This window comes from Paenibacillus sp. SC116, assembly GCF_024733555.1.
GTDB lineage: Bacteria > Bacillota > Bacilli > Paenibacillales > Paenibacillaceae > Paenibacillus_B.
In genome coordinates, this window is the sequence record NZ_JANIOF010000007.1 from 1 (window position 1) to 16,665 (window position 16,665).

General features: G+C 43.5%; 17 protein-coding genes. 7 read left to right on the top strand and 10 right to left on the bottom strand.

The genetic code is table 11. The features are described from left to right. Positions 1-453: 453 nt before the first annotated feature. On the bottom strand, positions 454-1,365 hold the full coding sequence (locus NQ117_RS21375) for a hypothetical protein (protein ID WP_258280048.1): 912 nt from the start codon (positions 1,363-1,365) through the stop codon (positions 454-456). A gap of 121 nt (positions 1,366-1,486) precedes the next feature. Between NQ117_RS21375 and NQ117_RS21380 the strand changes: the two genes are divergently transcribed. Beyond that, the gene (locus NQ117_RS21380; RefSeq protein ID WP_375163108.1) at positions 1,487-1,951 is read left to right on the top strand and encodes a YgzB family protein; all 465 of its coding nucleotides are present in this window, start codon (positions 1,487-1,489) and stop codon (positions 1,949-1,951) included. Between the two features lie 102 nt (positions 1,952-2,053). Here NQ117_RS21380 and NQ117_RS21385 read toward each other — a convergent pair whose 3' ends face one another. From NQ117_RS21385 to gatC, 8 genes are all read right to left on the bottom strand, one after another. After that, positions 2,054-3,799 carry a glycosyl hydrolase family 18 protein gene (locus NQ117_RS21385; protein WP_258280049.1) on the bottom strand — a complete coding sequence of 582 codons (1,746 nt, stop codon included), beginning with the start codon at positions 3,797-3,799 and terminating at the stop codon, positions 2,054-2,056. Between the two features lie 172 nt (positions 3,800-3,971). Further along, positions 3,972-4,412 (bottom strand): peroxide-responsive transcriptional repressor PerR, encoded by a 441-nt coding sequence (gene perR / locus NQ117_RS21390; RefSeq protein ID WP_309137903.1) that lies wholly within the window; start codon positions 4,410-4,412, stop codon positions 3,972-3,974. A 153-nt stretch (positions 4,413-4,565) separates the two neighbouring features. Continuing rightward, positions 4,566-5,786 (bottom strand): DUF4097 family beta strand repeat-containing protein, encoded by a 1,221-nt coding sequence (locus NQ117_RS21395; protein WP_258280051.1) that lies wholly within the window; start codon positions 5,784-5,786, stop codon positions 4,566-4,568. Beyond that, positions 5,783-6,421 carry a TM2 domain-containing protein gene (locus NQ117_RS21400; protein WP_258280052.1) on the bottom strand — a complete coding sequence of 213 codons (639 nt, stop codon included), beginning with the start codon at positions 6,419-6,421 and terminating at the stop codon, positions 5,783-5,785. The genes NQ117_RS21395 and NQ117_RS21400 overlap by 4 nt, the downstream gene beginning before the upstream one ends. A 47-nt stretch (positions 6,422-6,468) precedes the next feature. Further along, complete coding sequence (locus NQ117_RS21405) at positions 6,469-7,095, bottom strand: RNA polymerase sigma factor (protein ID WP_258280053.1); 627 nt, start codon at positions 7,093-7,095, stop codon at positions 6,469-6,471. A gap of 328 nt (positions 7,096-7,423) precedes the next feature. Beyond that, on the bottom strand, positions 7,424-8,866 hold the full coding sequence (gene gatB / locus NQ117_RS21410) for an Asp-tRNA(Asn)/Glu-tRNA(Gln) amidotransferase subunit GatB (RefSeq protein ID WP_258280054.1): 1,443 nt from the start codon (positions 8,864-8,866) through the stop codon (positions 7,424-7,426). A gap of 17 nt (positions 8,867-8,883) precedes the next feature. After that, positions 8,884-10,350 (bottom strand): Asp-tRNA(Asn)/Glu-tRNA(Gln) amidotransferase subunit GatA, encoded by a 1,467-nt coding sequence (gatA, locus tag NQ117_RS21415; RefSeq protein WP_375163109.1) that lies wholly within the window; start codon positions 10,348-10,350, stop codon positions 8,884-8,886. Positions 10,351-10,410: 60 nt separating this feature from the next. After that, entirely contained in the window at positions 10,411-10,698 is a 288-nt protein-coding gene (gatC, locus tag NQ117_RS21420; protein ID WP_258280056.1) for an Asp-tRNA(Asn)/Glu-tRNA(Gln) amidotransferase subunit GatC, read from the bottom strand. Between the two features lie 262 nt (positions 10,699-10,960). Between gatC and NQ117_RS21425 the strand changes: the two genes are divergently transcribed. Next, positions 10,961-11,203 carry a DUF3949 domain-containing protein gene (locus NQ117_RS21425; protein ID WP_258280057.1) on the top strand — a complete coding sequence of 81 codons (243 nt, stop codon included), beginning with the start codon at positions 10,961-10,963 and terminating at the stop codon, positions 11,201-11,203. Between the two features lie 68 nt (positions 11,204-11,271). Here NQ117_RS21425 and NQ117_RS21430 read toward each other — a convergent pair whose 3' ends face one another. Next, a complete protein-coding gene (locus tag NQ117_RS21430) occupies positions 11,272-11,652 on the bottom strand; it encodes an ATPase (RefSeq protein ID WP_258280058.1) in 381 nt (126 codons plus the stop codon). A gap of 230 nt (positions 11,653-11,882) precedes the next feature. Between NQ117_RS21430 and NQ117_RS21435 the strand changes: the two genes are divergently transcribed. The 5 genes from NQ117_RS21435 to NQ117_RS21455 all read left to right on the top strand — a co-directional run bounded on the left by NQ117_RS21435 (position 11,883) and on the right by NQ117_RS21455 (position 16,485). After that, on the top strand, positions 11,883-12,557 hold the full coding sequence (locus NQ117_RS21435; RefSeq protein ID WP_258280059.1) for a response regulator transcription factor: 675 nt from the start codon (positions 11,883-11,885) through the stop codon (positions 12,555-12,557). Further along, positions 12,554-14,023, top strand: a complete 1,470-nt coding sequence (locus NQ117_RS21440; protein WP_258280060.1) for a HAMP domain-containing sensor histidine kinase — start codon at positions 12,554-12,556, stop codon at positions 14,021-14,023. Before NQ117_RS21435 ends, NQ117_RS21440 begins: the two co-directional genes overlap by 4 nt. 93 nt (positions 14,024-14,116) lie before the next feature. Next, entirely contained in the window at positions 14,117-15,031 is a 915-nt protein-coding gene (locus NQ117_RS21445; RefSeq protein ID WP_258280061.1) for an ABC transporter ATP-binding protein, read from the top strand. After that, a complete protein-coding gene (locus NQ117_RS21450; RefSeq protein ID WP_258280062.1) occupies positions 15,031-15,744 on the top strand; it encodes an ABC transporter permease in 714 nt (237 codons plus the stop codon). Before NQ117_RS21445 ends, NQ117_RS21450 begins: the two co-directional genes overlap by 1 nt. Next, positions 15,745-16,485 carry an ABC transporter permease gene (locus NQ117_RS21455; protein ID WP_258280063.1) on the top strand — a complete coding sequence of 247 codons (741 nt, stop codon included), beginning with the start codon at positions 15,745-15,747 and terminating at the stop codon, positions 16,483-16,485. The last annotated feature ends 180 nt before the right edge of the window (positions 16,486-16,665 follow it).

A 16,665-nucleotide genomic window follows, 5' to 3' on the forward strand; every position in this document is an offset into this window, starting at 1 on the left:
CTGAATTTCTTATATCAAACGTTTCACTCGTTGTTCAGTTTTCAAAGAACAATTTCGCTCCAGATCACTCATCTTACGATTCGTTTTCTTTCGCTCTCGTCCGCCGTGTTTCTCAGCGGCGACTCTTATAATATATCATGTCACTCTTTTTCCGTCAAGCACTTTTTTTGAAAGTTTTTTAAGTTTGTTTTTTCGATGTCGGTTGCTTTGAAACAAGCCTTCTTTTCAAACAACCACTTCGTAATTTAAAGAAGCGATTCAAACCTATGTCTTTCAATTGCTTGTCCGTCTTGCTTTTGTGTACTTCCGAAGAAGACGTTTTTTAATTTATCACAGAACGCAAACCAAAGTCAACTCTTTTGCAGGCCCAGTTTGTGGTAATTTAGTTTCGTTATTTCCATGCCTTCTTACTATTACATTTAAGCACGCATAAACATGCTGTCATCATTAGCATTATGGATGACTTCGCCCATCTATCCACCGATAATGTGGTATTGTACCCATTAATGAAAACGAGTTGTCCAGTTCTACCAACGATACCTCTACAGAACCTCGGCTCACAAGCTTATCCATCAACAAAGGTATGTCATTCGCAATGCATACTAAATCAGGATGCTCACGCAACTCTAACAAACTCACATCAATATCGGTTTCACGCAAAATACGAACAAGCGGATTTAAATAAACATACATACGTGTCGAAATGATAAATTCACACGCTAATAATACTAGCTCCACACGTTTGTGTAATGCTTCTGTACTCATTACTAGTTCCTCATATAATTTATGAATGCCTAGATCGAGCATTCTAACATGCTGCCACAATGATGCACTTGGTATGTGTCCATGTTCGATTATTGACAGCCTAGCCAATTCCAATAACGATTGTTCCGCTGCTGAAAATGCATCAAGATATGTTCCACTTCCCACACAGCGTTTCAATTCAACATAAGCACGCACAAACGCGCTAAATTTCATTAATATGCGCTGTTCTTTGTAGCTTTCCCATTGCTTCGGAAAATCTCGAACATACCGTTCCATTTCTCCATTACAATCATATTCAACCGAAGCATAAAGCAGCCAATGTCTCATTTCTTCATGTTCCATAACATCGTCACTCAATAAGTCATGCAGTGTTAAATGTAGAATTACAAATTTACATTGACTTTCTCCTTCTAAATAAACAGGTGTCCATGCTCGATACTCAGAATATGAACCCACTACTACGAGAAGCGCGTCCCAATTTAGTGTAGACTGCCAATCATCTTCAAGCTGGTTTCGGTATACCGCTAGTATTCCGCTAACATTTTTATCTTGGGAAATTTGCTGGATCGAGAAATACAATGGCAATGTTTCTTTTTTCACAATTATCCCACACTTTTTGGCTTTCTTTAACAGCTAATGATAGTTTATACTTCTACATAGATTGTCTCTTTCCTTCTCTAAAAGTACTATCATTCTGATTTAACGATAGGAGAGCATAGTGATGACGAATCTTACAACACGCGCAACGATGCGAGTATTTCGTACGAGCAAGATTAATGAATTTCGATTGTGGGGCCTCGTTCTGACAATGGTCGGAATGGGAATCATGATTTTGGGGACAGCAGGCATAGTAAAATGGGGACAAGCAGGCAAGCCTTTCGCAGCTGTATTTATGATTATTGGCATGATTTCCTTGCTAGCTAGTGTAGCCATTTACTTTTGGGCAGGTATGCTTTCTACAAGTGCTGTTATGCTCCAATGTCCAGAATGCGGCCGCCAAACAAAGATTCTGGGTAAGACTGATCGCTGCATGGGATGTCGTACCATTCTCACTTTGGACATTGCACAGGCAACTGATATTCCTGAATACGAAGATGAAAATAAACAAAACAATCCGACCAAACTTTCTAATCCCGCTAGTGACACTTCTGAATCTGAGACTCCTCATAATGAAGCACGTCAGTAATCTTAGTCAGTAGAACTCTATAGATTAATTTCATTATATGAAACAAGAGCCAATACAACTAGAGCCGTTCTCCTTATCGGAGAACGGCTCTTTTAATGATGATTAGTATTTTAGTAGCTCCCAAGCTTTTTCATTACCGAATGAACGTGCCCAAACTCCAAATCCAGCAAGGTCAAGCTCCTTCGCCATTTTCAAACGAGCTTTAATAGATGTCTCGTCTTCAAGCCAAACTCGGTATTTCACATTGCCTTCACTTACTTCTGCATAATTCTGTCCCGTTGATTCTGAATATGTCGGTTTCGCCTTATGCTCTTTCATCCATTCTTCTGTAGACTTCATCCCCAACGCTTTGGATGATACTTTCACTTCCCCATTCTCGTGCGTCTCCGTCCAAATGCGCGTATAAAGCGGCATTCCTAGCACCATCTTCTTAGCAGGTACACCGTCTTCCTCCATAATTCGGGTTACAGCTTCACGAGACCAAGGCAATGATGCCACAGATCCCGCCTTCGGACTTGCAGCCCAATGCTCGTCATATGCCATTACAATCATATAGTCCACCGAACGCCCGAGCTCAGCACGATCAAGGAACTTTGACCAGTTACCACTTCCGGACTTAGCCGTAACGTCTATGGATACAACAATCCCCTCCTTACGCAACAAAGGGGTGAGCTCACGCACAAACTGGGTAAGCTGATCGCGATCTTTTACATTTACATTTTCAAAATCAATATTAATCCCATCAAGATCGTATTCTTTCACAAACGCAAGTAGTTGCTCCGTCATATAGCTTCTATTCTTATACGTAGCTAATGCTTCTGTTGTACGTTCTGGGTCAAAGCTATTGCTGAACAAACCCCATACATACTTCTGCTGTGAATGTGCCCATTCCACAAGACGCTTGTCCGCTTTGCTGTCAATCTTCCCGCTACCATCTACGATGCTAAACCAAGTCGGGCTTATCACGTTGACTCCCGGCATTTGCGGCAGCTTAGCTGGATCCGGATTACGACTATAGACAGCTTCCCAAGCTAACGCTACTGGCGTCTGCTTCTCAACGAACTCAGGCAACTTAACTGCTGGGATATTCGGAATTGTGGATTGTTCGCCCATGACTAACTCATCTTGCTTTACATAGCCGATGCGTCCATAGTCGTCCTGAATTCGACTCCAATTCCCTTCACTCCCCCACACATATACCTGTGCGGAATTTTTCAGCTCTGCAATAACTGGTGCATTATCGTCAGCACCTTCTCTCAATGTAACAGATACATTTGAATCATTAGAATGATTGCCATCAACTATGTTCGCAAGCTGAAGCTTCTGTCCTGGTAATATAACATGGACAACGTCATTGTCACTGTACTCACGGACATCCACAACACCTAATTGTTTTAGTACGGTATAGGGAACATAGACTTCATCTTTAACACGCTCTGCTGCAACACCCCAGTTATAGGGTTTGCCATTCCATGTGCCTGTTTCATCATTTATAGATAACGTTGCCACATGATGATCATTAGTCAAAATGACAAGTTCAGATTTCTCCTCATATATCGCTTGAGGCATGATTCGCTCTTGTACAGCTGCAAGCGGAAGTAGCAATTGTTCCCCTTTGCCTCTGGCACCATACTGACTGTACTCACCACTCCATGTAATTGGCTGTGTAATTGAAGGCTTTAACTTTGAATATTCATCGTTAGGGGACCAAGCCTTCCAGCCTTGCCACAAACTAAATAGCAATATCGTTAAGCCTATAAGCACAAAAAGGCATCCCCCACGCTTAGAGCGCCGACTCGATCTGGCTGCATATTTTGAATATTGATTGTTACGGTTATCTCTTCGCATATTTCCTCCTCTTTACTATATAGACGCATTCACATCCTGCCATTACGTCATTCGCAACGATTAATCCATATTAGTTGTAACAGATGTATATCAAGTTGATCCTATCATATAAAAACAAAACGCGCACCGATATGAATATCGGCTGCGCGTCATCTTACTCTACATACTTCTCTTAACACGGCTGTTCTACCTTGTTAAAACAGTCCTGACAAACCCCATACACTTCCATCCGATGTCCACGAATGTGGAATCCGGTCCGTGATGCCGCTGTTTGCTCCACTTCTTCAAGAGCAGGCATCGAGAAATCAGCAATCTTGCCGCATTTCTCACAAATCGCATGGTAATGGTCTGATACATCCGCATCGAAGCGGCTAGAGCTATCACCATAAGTTAATTCACGAACAAGTCCCGCCTCAATGAACATCTTGAGATTGTTGTACACCGTTGCTACGCTCATGCTCGGAAACTTAGGCTCAAGCGCTCGGTATATTTCATCTGCAGTTGGATGGGTCATGGCGTCCATCAAAAATGCCAAGATTGCATGACGCTGCGGCGTAATACGCACACCAGACTCTTTAAGATGTTCTAAAGCATGTTCAACCCGCGTCTTCATCCTGACCACCATCCTTTCCCTAATCCTCTTGCACTAGGTTTATTCATCTACATTATAACAATTCTCATCAAATAATTGATTTACATCCATTGTACGACTAATATTTTTCATTTGTCAATCGTCAATTCTGTCATATGAAACAATTCAGGAAAGCTATCCCTTGTGCTGTAACGAAATGAAGCCCGATGCCCTCACTCTCAAACCAACTCCGCCTTCTCCAACTTTGCCAATAACAGCTGATTGTTCAGAAGCAAGAGATGAATAGTTTGTCGTGATACTTCCTTGAAGCGAATGCAGATCCACAGCCATGTTCACATCTTGCGGTAGGCTGAGATTGACATCACCCTTTAAATTCTCAACACTCCAGTAGCCGCTTAGCTTGGAGGAACTAACGTTGACAATTCCGTTATGAGCTACCGCATGCAGCGTACTGTTTATTTCATCTAACTCAATATTCCCTTGCTGCACTTGCAGCTCTACACCAGCCTGTAATCGTTGGCCATAAACATTTCCTTTCATCGTATGCAGAACAGCCATACCTTCGATATCATTACATTCAATATCGCCTTTTGACGTTCTTGCTTCCACACGATCCAATGCATCGACGATCCTTATGTCACCTTCATTGGCATGAACATAAATAGGCGCAACTGGTCGCTGCGCATACACATTTCCTTTGTCCACTTGAATATCCAATTCTAAAAGTTTCTCTTCTGGAATGGTAATCTTAATATCCAACTGAAAAGGCTGTTTCGGTTTATCACTGCCTGTATAGCTTTTACCATCTAGAACAAGTTTATTTGGTGTGGCTTGTTCTAATTTCAATTCAATAGCAGCAGCAGCTACTTCCGCTTCTTGTTGCGTTGCTTCATATATTGTCACAATAGATTCCACTTCGATCGTATCAATTTCAGCCGTCTCAATATAAATATCACCCGTCCCGTGAACGACTGTAAGTTGATCGATATCCTCTGAAAGCTGTTGCTCTATGATTGGCTTCGTTATAGGAACTCCACCTTCAAGCACCATCTGCTTCATCATGGAAAAGTCGAATTGAATACTACGAACCCAGTTTTGAAATAGATTAGGCTGAGCGACCAAAAAAACACTGACAGCTACAATTAATGCTGCACTAATGCCAATCAAGTCTATTTTCCACTTTTTCTTCTGTCTGTGCAGAAGAAAACCTGTTACTACAACTTCAAAAAACCAACTAATCGGTATAAGCGGCCACCATACCTTTAACAACCTGATATGGGAGTATCCCGTACTCAAGGCATCCCACAATAGCAACCCACCAATACATACAAGTGATATCGCAGCAGTAAACCGTCCCGCTCGTATGAATGAAGTGGAGACAAATTGCTGTGTCATCGTCTACTTCTCGTTTCCTTTAAGAGGATGTACAGCCCAAATCCGATAAGGGCAGTTGCCCCGAGAAAGGAGCCTACGTATTGGAACAACCAACTTAACCATGTTGGATCCAAAGCAAACAGCACCAGCATTACACCTATCGCTACAAGCAAAACACCAAGCCAAGGTCCTTGTGATATTGGCACAGGAGTACCATATAGTGCGTGCAAGTTAACTTTATCCGTATGCTGCATGGCATCGAATAGATTAAAGAAATAGATAACAGGCATCAGTAATGAAAGTAGTACAATTAAAGGCACATTAGTACCCATATTTAATGTGGAGAAATAAACCACAGCTACAATATCAAGCACAAGCAGCATAATCATCAATAACCCACGCTGCATTAGCCCTAAGTAAAAGTGACCCGCTCCAGGGAAAAGGCATGCCAGCAACACAGCAACAAACTTACTTTTCTTTGGTGGCTTCTGTGCAGAGAATGGCGGCTCCTGAACATATCGGTAGGGTGTATCCGGAAGTCCGTTCAACTCCCCTTTCCCTTGTCGGGCACGATATGCCATATCCATCTCATACATACGCTCTCGCAAGAAGCGTTCTTCATCATTTTCCTCCATAAAGCGCTTCTGTTTAGTCACCCTTCTCGCCTCCTTCCTATTCCTTTTTAGACTTCATCCATTTCGATTTAAACGACTGGTATTTCTGCTGCTTGGCCCCAGCCATTTTTAAATAATGCTTTAGCACGGTATAATCTCGTTTCAACCGTACGCACCGGCATGGATAGCTGTTCCGCTATCTCTGTATAAGAACGGTCACGCAAATGATACATAACCATAATAGAACGGTATTTTAGCGGCATGCTGCGAAGTGTCTCACGTACTTGCTCGCATCGCTCCTGCTTCAACACATGTTCTTCTGGCAGCTCTTCTGAAGAAACAAGCTCATTATCTAAGTTCAGCCGATAATCTTCATATGGAAGGGAATCGGTTTGTAGATGAAACTTCCACTTGCGCAAAGTGTCGATCAATTGATTGCGTGTTAGTCGATATAGCCAAGTTGTAAACTTCGCTTCCCCACGAAACGTATGCAGCGAGCGATATACTTTTATCCACACATCCTGAGCAATATCTTCAGCTAAATGTCTGTCCTTAACGGTCTGACAAATACAAGTTAACACAAATCGACGATGCCTTTCCACTAAAGTATTCATCGCCTCTTGCTCTCCAGCAATAATTTGCTGAACAAGCTGCTCATCAGATTTGTTATGCTTCGTGCTTTCTTGACTATATAATCGAGTATTTAATAGGTTCACGGCGGTTAACATCCTTTCTCTTCTTCCGTACATAGCATTGTCGGTGTTCTCATCGTTCACTTAAGTTACTATTATTGTACGCGGAATTGAAATGACCTTAAAACCTGCCGGAGTCTAGTTGTGGTTCACAGACTTTGGTCTAGGTAGGCTCCCTCCAAATGGACGGCATGTAATCATCGTGACAGACATTTTGCGGACCAACTCTTATGAAGTACGCTTTAAAAAAAGCATTTGACTATGAAAAATGGAGCTAGATCCCCAACGATCATCAGTCGATCCATCGGGACACCTGCTCCATTTTTTATAAGCATTTATAAACAAAGACGAATTACGCTTGTTTCAGCACATCAACAAGAAGTTCATTAACAAGTGTAGGGTTCGCTTTACCTTTTGTCTCACGCATAACTTGACCTACAAGGAAGCCGATTGCCTTCTCTTTGCCTGCGCGATAATCTTCTACCGATTGTGGATTAGCTGCAACTACCTGTTCAACAATACCTCGAATCGCGCCTTCGTCGCTAATTTGAACGAGACCTTTTTCTTCAACAATGACTTGAGGAGCCTTGCCGCTCTCCAACATTTCTTTGAAGACAGTCTTAGCAATCTTATTGCTGATCGTTCCCTTCTCAATAAGACCGATCATTTCGCCAAGATTTTGTCCATTCAATAATACATCATCAATCTCTTTGCTGTTCTGGTTCAAGTAGCCAAGAAGGTCACCCATAATCCAGTTCGCTACTGCTTTGGCATCCTTCGTGTAATTTAAGCTCTCTTCCAATAAATCAGCCAACTTCTTCGAAGATGTGAGCACGTCTGCATCATAGTTGGACAAACCAAACTCAGATGCATAGCGAGCTTTGCGAGCATCAGGCAGCTCAGGGATCGTTGAACGAATGCGCTCTTTCCATTCCTCATCAATATAAAGCGTAACAAGATCCGGATCTGGGAAGTAACGATAGTCATGCGCTTCTTCCTTACTGCGCATAGATAACGTACGACCTTGAGACTCGTCCCATCTTCTCGTCTCTTGTACGATTGTTCCGCCATCTTCGAGAATATCCGTTTGTCGTTCTACTTCATATTCTGTACCGCGAACAACACCACGGAAGGAGTTCATGTTCTTCAACTCAGTCTTCGTGCCGTATTCTTCTTGACCAACAGGGCGCAAGCTGATATTCACGTCACAACGAAGGGAACCTTCTTCCATTTTCACATCCGATACGTCACAATACTGCATAATCGATCTCAACTTTTGTATATAAGCTTCCGCTTCTTGCGCAGAACGAATATCTGGGTTGGATACGATCTCAACAAGCGGTGTACCAACACGGTTGAAGTCGACAAGGGAACCAAAACCGCCTTCCATGTGCGTCAGCTTGCCTGCATCTTCTTCAAGATGAAGACGGTCAATCGTAATTCGCTTCGTCTTACCGTCTACTTCAATATCAATCCACCCATTGCGCCCAATTGGCTGATCATATTGTGAAATCTGATACGCCTTCGGAGAGTCTGGGTAGAAGTAATTTTTACGGTCAAACTTGCTAATATCTGCAATCTCACAGTTCAGTGCCATTGCAGCTTTCATTGCATACTCAACCGCTTGTCGGTTCAATACAGGCAGTACGCCTGGGTGTCCAAGACAAATCGGGCAAGTGTGTGTGTTAGGCGGTGCACCAAAGGATGTAGAGCATCCGCAAAAAATCTTCGAATTTGTGTGCAACTCAACGTGCACTTCCAATCCGATTACCGTTTCAAATGTAGTGCTCGGCATGTCAGATTCTCCTCCTCTTACAACTGCGGACGCAGCTTATGATGTTCGGTTGCCTGTTCAAACAAATGTGCGGCACGAAGTACAGCCGATTCATCGAATGGCTTACCGATAATTTGCAATCCAACAGGAAGACCGTCTGCCATTCCGCATGGAACGCTAATCGCTGGCACGCCAGCCAAGCTTACTGGAATCGTCAAAATATCGTTCATATACATTTGCAACGGGTTGTTAATTTGCTCACCAATCTTAAATGCAGTCGTTGGAGCAGTTGGCCCAAGCAACAGATCATACTTTTGGAATGCTTGATCAAAGTCTTGCTTAATAAGCGTACGAACTTTTTGTGCTTTCAAATAATATGCATCATAGTAACCGGAGCTAAGCGCATACGTTCCAAGCATAATACGGCGCTTAACCTCAGATCCAAAACCTTCGCTGCGGGATTTGAAGTACAAATCAATTAGGTTGTCAGGATTTTCTGCACGAACGCCATAACGAACGCCATCGAAACGAGACAAGTTCGAAGAAGCTTCAGAAGAAGCTAATAGGTAGTAAGCCGCTACTGCGTATTCCGTATGCGGTAGAGACACTTCCTCCCACGTAGCACCAAGCGACTCGAATGTTTTCAATGCATCAAGCACAGCTTGCTTAACCTGCGGGTCTACACCTTCACCCATATATTCTTTTGGAACACCGATACGCAAGCCACGTACGTCGCCTTGCAATGCAGCTGTGTAATCAGGAATCTCAACGTTAGCAGAAGTGGAATCCATTGCGTCATGACCAGCAATCGCTTGCAGCACAAGTGCTGAATCTTCAACTGTACGTGTCAATGGCCCAATCTGATCAAGGGAAGACGCAAACGCAACAAGACCGAAGCGAGATACAAGGCCATACGTTGGCTTCAAGCCGACGATACCACAGTAGGAAGCTGGTTGGCGGATGGAGCCACCAGTATCTGAACCAAGGGAGAACGGAACTTGTCCAGCTGCAACCGCTGCTGCTGAACCACCGCTGGAACCACCAGGTACACGCTCAATATCCCAAGGGTTACGAGTAACTTGATAAGCCGAGTTCTCATTGGATCCGCCCATAGCGAACTCGTCCATGTTTAATTTACCAGCTGTAATGACACCAGCTTCTTTCAGTTTGCGGGAAACAAATGCATCATGTACAGGTACGAAGTTGTCCAAGAAACGACTTGCGCAAGTCGTACGCAATCCTTCTGTAATGATGTTGTCCTTAATACCAGCAGGAATACCCGCTAAAGCACCAAGTCCTTCCCCTTGCGTATATTTATCATCATAGCGGCGAGCTTCTGCACGCGCTTGTTCTTCATTTAACGTTAGAAATGCTTGAACGGTTCCATCTGTCGCTGCGATGCGCGCGAAGACTGCGTCTGTAAGTTCAGTTGCAGACAACGTGCGCGCGCTCAGCTGCTGTTTCAGCTCAGCTAATGTATAATCCAATGGCGTCACTTCGAACATCCTCCTTCATTTTCTATACAGGTATAGCCTGTTATCTGCGCAATTTAGCATAGTAAAACGTTATTCCAGTACAGCAGGTACGCGGAATTGGCCGTCTTCTTCCTCTGGCGCATTTTTCATAACAAGCTCTCTATCAAGAGATGGACGCACTTCATCTTCACGCATTACATTGCGAATTGGCAACACGTGTGTAGTTGGTTGTACATCATCTGTGTTCAGTTCATTCAGCTTATCTGCATACTTCAAAATTGCATTCAACTGGTCTGTATAACGTTCTTTCTCTTCATCCGTCAGCAGCAAGCGTGCAAGCTTAGCTACATGCTCAACATCATGTAAGTTAATGCTCATGGGGATTCATGTCCTCCTTCGTTCGGCAAATAGTCATCCCTTTATTATAGCGAAGAACTGAAAAATCTCAATTGTAGCGGAAACAACTTACTAATGTCTATGTACAGAAGTGAAACGCCCGATAATGCAAATCGTATTATCCTTTATACTGTAAATAAATTCATCGCCATCAACGCTGACGATACTGGCAAACTTAAATAAGCAGCAGACGCCGTTTAATACATGTGTAAATATTTTCTTACATTGAAAGGATGAGCAGGTTATGTATGCCGTATGGATTATGCTCGGAATCACGTTATTGTACTTGCTAGTTCTTGTGCCGATTCAATATCGTTATCTCGTTCACGTCAAACATGACATGGAGAAGTCTACGTTATCTCAAGATGCTTATTATGATAGCAAGCCTTTATGGGAGCAAAATGCACACTATTCTATGCATAACCCACTACTGATACCTGCTAATTTGGTTGCATCTTTGATTATAAAATGGAAACATCGAAACTAATCAAAAAAAGACACTCCAGATCCAGCCCGCTTCGGGTCGAATGCTGTGAGTGTCTTTATTTATGAGCTCTAGATCCAAGCCCGCAAGTTTACTTGTCGGATAAAGTCTTCTGGGGAAAGAGATTGTGTCTCTTCTTCCTCAGGTGCTTCCTCCTGTTCTTCGCTTTGCATCAATTGACGGAACAATGATTCGTTCCGTGTAGCTAATGCGTAGTCGATTAGCGCTTCCCGTTCAATGCGTTCCGCTTCTTCTTTAAGTAGCACATCTTCAAGCTCAATATCTGAACCCGGCACTAAAAAATTACGGTTCGCACGCGGAACCCGGACGACATAATCAAAAGCATTATCCGCATTGCGGTCATATGCAATAATATAGCCGTATTCCCCAATCGGCAAATGTTGCTCGAAACGGTCTGCGACAACGACTACTTTCTCTCCTAATGGCAGCATTGGCATGCCTCCCAGCCGTTTGCTTTTTTCACTATGTTACTAGAAAAATGAGCTGCTGTAAACGTTAGGTATGACGTATCGTAACCAGCTATTTTCCAGACCATCAAAGAGGCAGAGAAATGTAAACTTCTAACTAATATATAATTATTTTCGACCAACTACTTGCATTCTATTGGATTTTGATTGCTATAATAGATTCCACACCTTACCAAAACGAGGAGCGTTATTCGATGAAACCAACTATTTTATATGTAGAAGACGACTTAGAAATCGGAGAATGGACCAATCAATTCCTCAAAGACAAAGGCTATGAGGTTGATTGGAGAACATCGGGCGAGAACGCACTGCACGAGGCCGGCTCTTACAGCCTGATTATATTGGATGTAATGCTTCCTGGCCTAGACGGATTTACCGTTGGTCAGCGTTTAAAAAAGAACTCACCTCATATTCCAGTGTTAATGTTATCTGCAAGGAGCTCTATTGACGACAAGCTGCAAGGTCTACATTTTGCAGACGATTATCTTACAAAGCCTTTCCATCCTGACGAATTGGCAGCAAGAATAGAAATTTTACTTCGCCGTTACGAAAAGGAAGAAGAGGAATGCATCACCCTGCACCATATACATATGTATCCTAAACATAATCGCATAGTCGATAGCCGTACGAACGACGAACTTACCCTTACAGGCAAGCAGTTTCATATTTTCCGATATATGATCCAAAATGCCAATCAAATATTGACCAAAGAACAAATCTACGAGGGCGTATGGGGTGACACGTACATAGAAGGCGACAAAACCTTGCAAGTACATATTCGATATTTACGTGAGAAAATTGAAATCGATCCAAGCAGCCCGCTTATTATTGAGACGATACGCGGCATCGGCTACAGGGTAAGAAGATGATGAAAATCTCGTTTAATAGGAACAAGAAAAATACTTTGAGCGAGATGCAGAGAAATTCAAATTCGAGATGGTGGAAGTTCACAGATTCTCGCGTATCTTGGCGTCATTCCCTGCTCGTTAAATATCTTTCGCTCGTCTTAACCGCCATGATGCTATTCTTCTTCCTTATGCCTTTGGCTACCATTCTCATTGGGATTCCGATGTATTGGAACGACCAAGCAAAAGAAAAGGAAAATCCCTACAGGAGTGGTCATACGCTCATGACCACTTGGCATGCCGAAACGAAGAAGCTTAAAAGCAGTAATGAGCAGGCCATTGAAAAGCATCTTACGAGCTGGAAAGCCAAGCTGCCAAAAGCATCGATATTTTGGGTAGATGCTAGGGGAATCACACGAAAGATGCTGCCTGAGCAGAAGTCACTTCCCAAACAGTGGACAGCACAAGACAGTATCTCCTTTATGAAGAAGAGTTACGATAGCGACCCATTTACTGTCGTTTCCTTTATAGGGGGCGACAAGGCTAAAGAAGGATTCCTCGTCATCCAAGTTCCGCGCAAGCTGATGACATATGATGGGCAGCAACCACTATACACCAGCGAATATGCATTCGCCATTATGATGTCCCTGACCCTTCTATTCGTCATCTTCTCATGGCGCTTCTTCTATCGAATTCAGCGCCGATTGAGAGAACTGGAACGATCGATGACAAAAATAGATGAACAAGGAATTCCTGTAGCTATAGCTGTCGAGAAAGAGGATGAAATAGGCCAACTGCAGCACTCATTCAATCGGATGACCTCCGAGCTGCGAGCAAGCCGCAAGCGTGAGCAGGAGGAAGAGGAACTGCGCAAACAGCTCATTGCTAACTTGTCGCACGATATTCGGACACCTCTTACAACCATTCGTACGCATGTCCATACGTTACAGCAGGAACACGACGTTCTACAGGATCGAAGCAAGACAAGTCTTCGTGTTATCGTACAAAAATGTGAGGATCTCGCGCATCTCGTCGATAACTTGTTATCATACACACTGCTCTCTGCGCAGCGTTATACCTTTCAGCCACAAGCCGTTGACGTGGTTCGTCTTGTACGGGAAAGTTCGGCCGCTTGGTATCCGATGTGGGAGAAGCATCAGTTCGAAGTGGAAGTTAACTTGCCATCCTCACCGATTATTTGGCAGGTAGATCAAATGTGGATGAAGCGAGTTCTTGATAATGTGTTTCAAAATGTCGTACGACATGCTGCGTCAGGAGGCTATATTCGAGTCGAAATGAATCAACTTCCTAACGGCAGCAGCGAATTGATTATTCAAGATAAAGGCCCTGGCATGAAAATGACTTCTTCCAACAAAGGAGCCGGGATTGGACTTAGTATTATTAGTATGATGCTGCAAGAGATGGGCTTGGAACAACAAGTTCATAGCAACAGCAACGGTACGACCTTGCGCTTCTCTCCAAAAAAGTGAAATTTTCAATATCTGAATATTTAAACTCGATTTAACCTTGAAGTCGCTCTTGTTTAACCTTCAGCCTATAAAGTAGGTTGTGAGGTGATGAACATGAGCGACTTTATCGTTCAGACGAAGCAATTAACAAAAACATACAAAGGCAAAATTGCTGTTGATCAAGTAAACTTACAAATTCAAAAAGGTCAAATTTACGGTTTCCTCGGTTCTAACGGTGCAGGCAAAACAACGACGATTCGCATGCTGCTTGGCCTAATTCAACCGACAGATGGAGAAGTACATATTTTCGGCAAAAGTCTAAAAAAAGACAAGCTATCTATTCTTCGTAAAATAGGTTCACTCGTTGAATATCCGTCTTATTACGGTCATTTGAACGCGATTGAGAACTTGGAAACGATTCGCCGCATTATCGACGTGCCAAAGTCACGCATTGATGAAGTGCTTGCTATCGTTCAACTTACAGCTGATGCAAAGCGCCCGGTTAAAGGCTACTCGCTAGGAATGAAACAGCGCCTTGGTATCGCTGCCGCTCTACTTGGCTCTCCTGAGCTGCTCGTACTGGATGAGCCGACGAATGGCTTGGACCCTTCAGGCATATTGGAAATACGCGAGCTTATTAAAAGCTTGCCGCAGCAGTATGGCATTACAGTGCTCGTATCTAGTCACTTGTTGAGTGAAGTAGAGCAAATGGCTACGAATGTTGGCATCATTCAACATGGCCGCATGCTGTTCCAAGATTCCATCGAGACATTAGTCCAGCAGGCTCAGCAGCATATTGCACTATCCGTTTCTGAGCCAGAACGCGCACTCGCTACCCTAAACGCAGCAGGCATTCGCGCTGTATTGGAATCTGGTGGCATGCTGCACTGTTCCTATGTGCCAGATACGAAAATTGCTTCCGCTGTTCATCTGCTCGTTCACGATGGACATGATATTTATCGCATCACAGAGAAGCGCGAATCGCTGGAGGATATCTTCCTTGCAATGACGAGAGAGGGGGGCTTCTAATGCTCAAACGGGCATTTGCCTCGGACTGGCTTAAACTGCGGCATACTTGGATTGTTGCACTTGTGTTCTTCGGGCCAATGGGCGTAATTGGATTGCAGGCGTTCAATTGGGGACTTCGCTATGATTACTTAACAGACCGATACGCGGGATATCTATGGGAAACCTTGATAAAAGATGTCCATTTCTTATCCATTCCTGCACTGCTATTAGGAATTACGCTCGTCGCTTCTATGCTTGCAGGTATGGAACATCAGCATGGATCATGGAAGCAAACTCTTGCACTGCCTATTCGACGCCGGACTGTATACATATCCAAATGGCTTGTATGCCAGACCTTGATGCTGTTAGCTTGTATCCTTTTAATGAGCGGTACGGTTCTGCTCGGTTACTTGCTTGGCTTCGGTGGAAATATTCCATGGGATAGCCTTCTTGCTCGCAGTTACTATCCTTGGCTGACAGCAGGTCCAATCTTAGCACTTCAGCTATGGTTATCTGTTAGTACAGCCAATCAGACGATTCCCCTTTCAATCGGAATCGTACTGAGCATTATGAGCTTGTCGGCTGCAAATATGCCTGATTGGATGCCATTGAAATGGCCGCTGCTTATGAAAGATTCGATCTCAGCAGAGCTATCCATCGTATTAGGAGTCGGCACAGGATTGCTCGTTCTCATTTGTAGTATCATTCACTTTACACGGAAGGACGTGAGCTAAATGAAAGGTATCTTCAAAGTTCTTCGTTCAGAAGCAGTTAAATTGCGCCATTCAAAGCTGAGCAGCTTGCTCTTAATTAGTCCACTGCTCTCACTCTCAGTTGGTGTTATGTATAACTCCCGTACGGATATGCCATGGCTCGAAATGTACGGTATGATGGCACTATCTCATGCTATATTGTTCCTACCTCTCATGACAGGAATCATTAGCGCGCTGATGTGCCGCTATGAGCATGCCAACGGCGGTTGGAAACAAACGTTAGCCCTTCCTATATCTCGAACAAGTCTTTACATAGGAAAATTTCTAATCATTTGCTTTATGACTCTTGCCATGCAACTTTTATTCTTCATAGCAGTAGTTGCAGCAGGCATGTTCAAAGGATTCGAAGGTCCGATACCTATCTCGGAGATCGTCACTTTTGTGGTTAGTGGATGGATTGCTACTTTACCGCTTGCTGCCTTGCAATTGTTCGTCTCCACGATGTGGGCAAGCTTTGCAGCGGCTCTAACGATTAATGTCATATTCACATTACCGAACTTACTCATTGTACAGTCAGGAGATTATGGTCCTTATTATCCTTGGGCACAGCCTGGACTTGCTATGCTGCCAATGGGAGATGGCTCGATTAATACGCTGGGGCTAAGCATTTCACTAGAGACATTGTTGTTCGTTATCGGCGGAAGCTTCCTTGTATTTTTCTTGACAGGACTCCTCTATTTCCAACGGAAAGATGTTGCCTAAACCAATGCCACCGACGACGAAATGGCATTCTAAATTGTGTTTCTGGCTAGAAATAGGTTCATGTTACGAAATTAGAGATAAGCTAAACGCCAAAAAAGCACGTAAGCCATAAAGGGAGATCCTCTACGGCATGCGTGCTTTCTTGATGTTAAGAGTATCAATATCGACGATGTTTGGTTC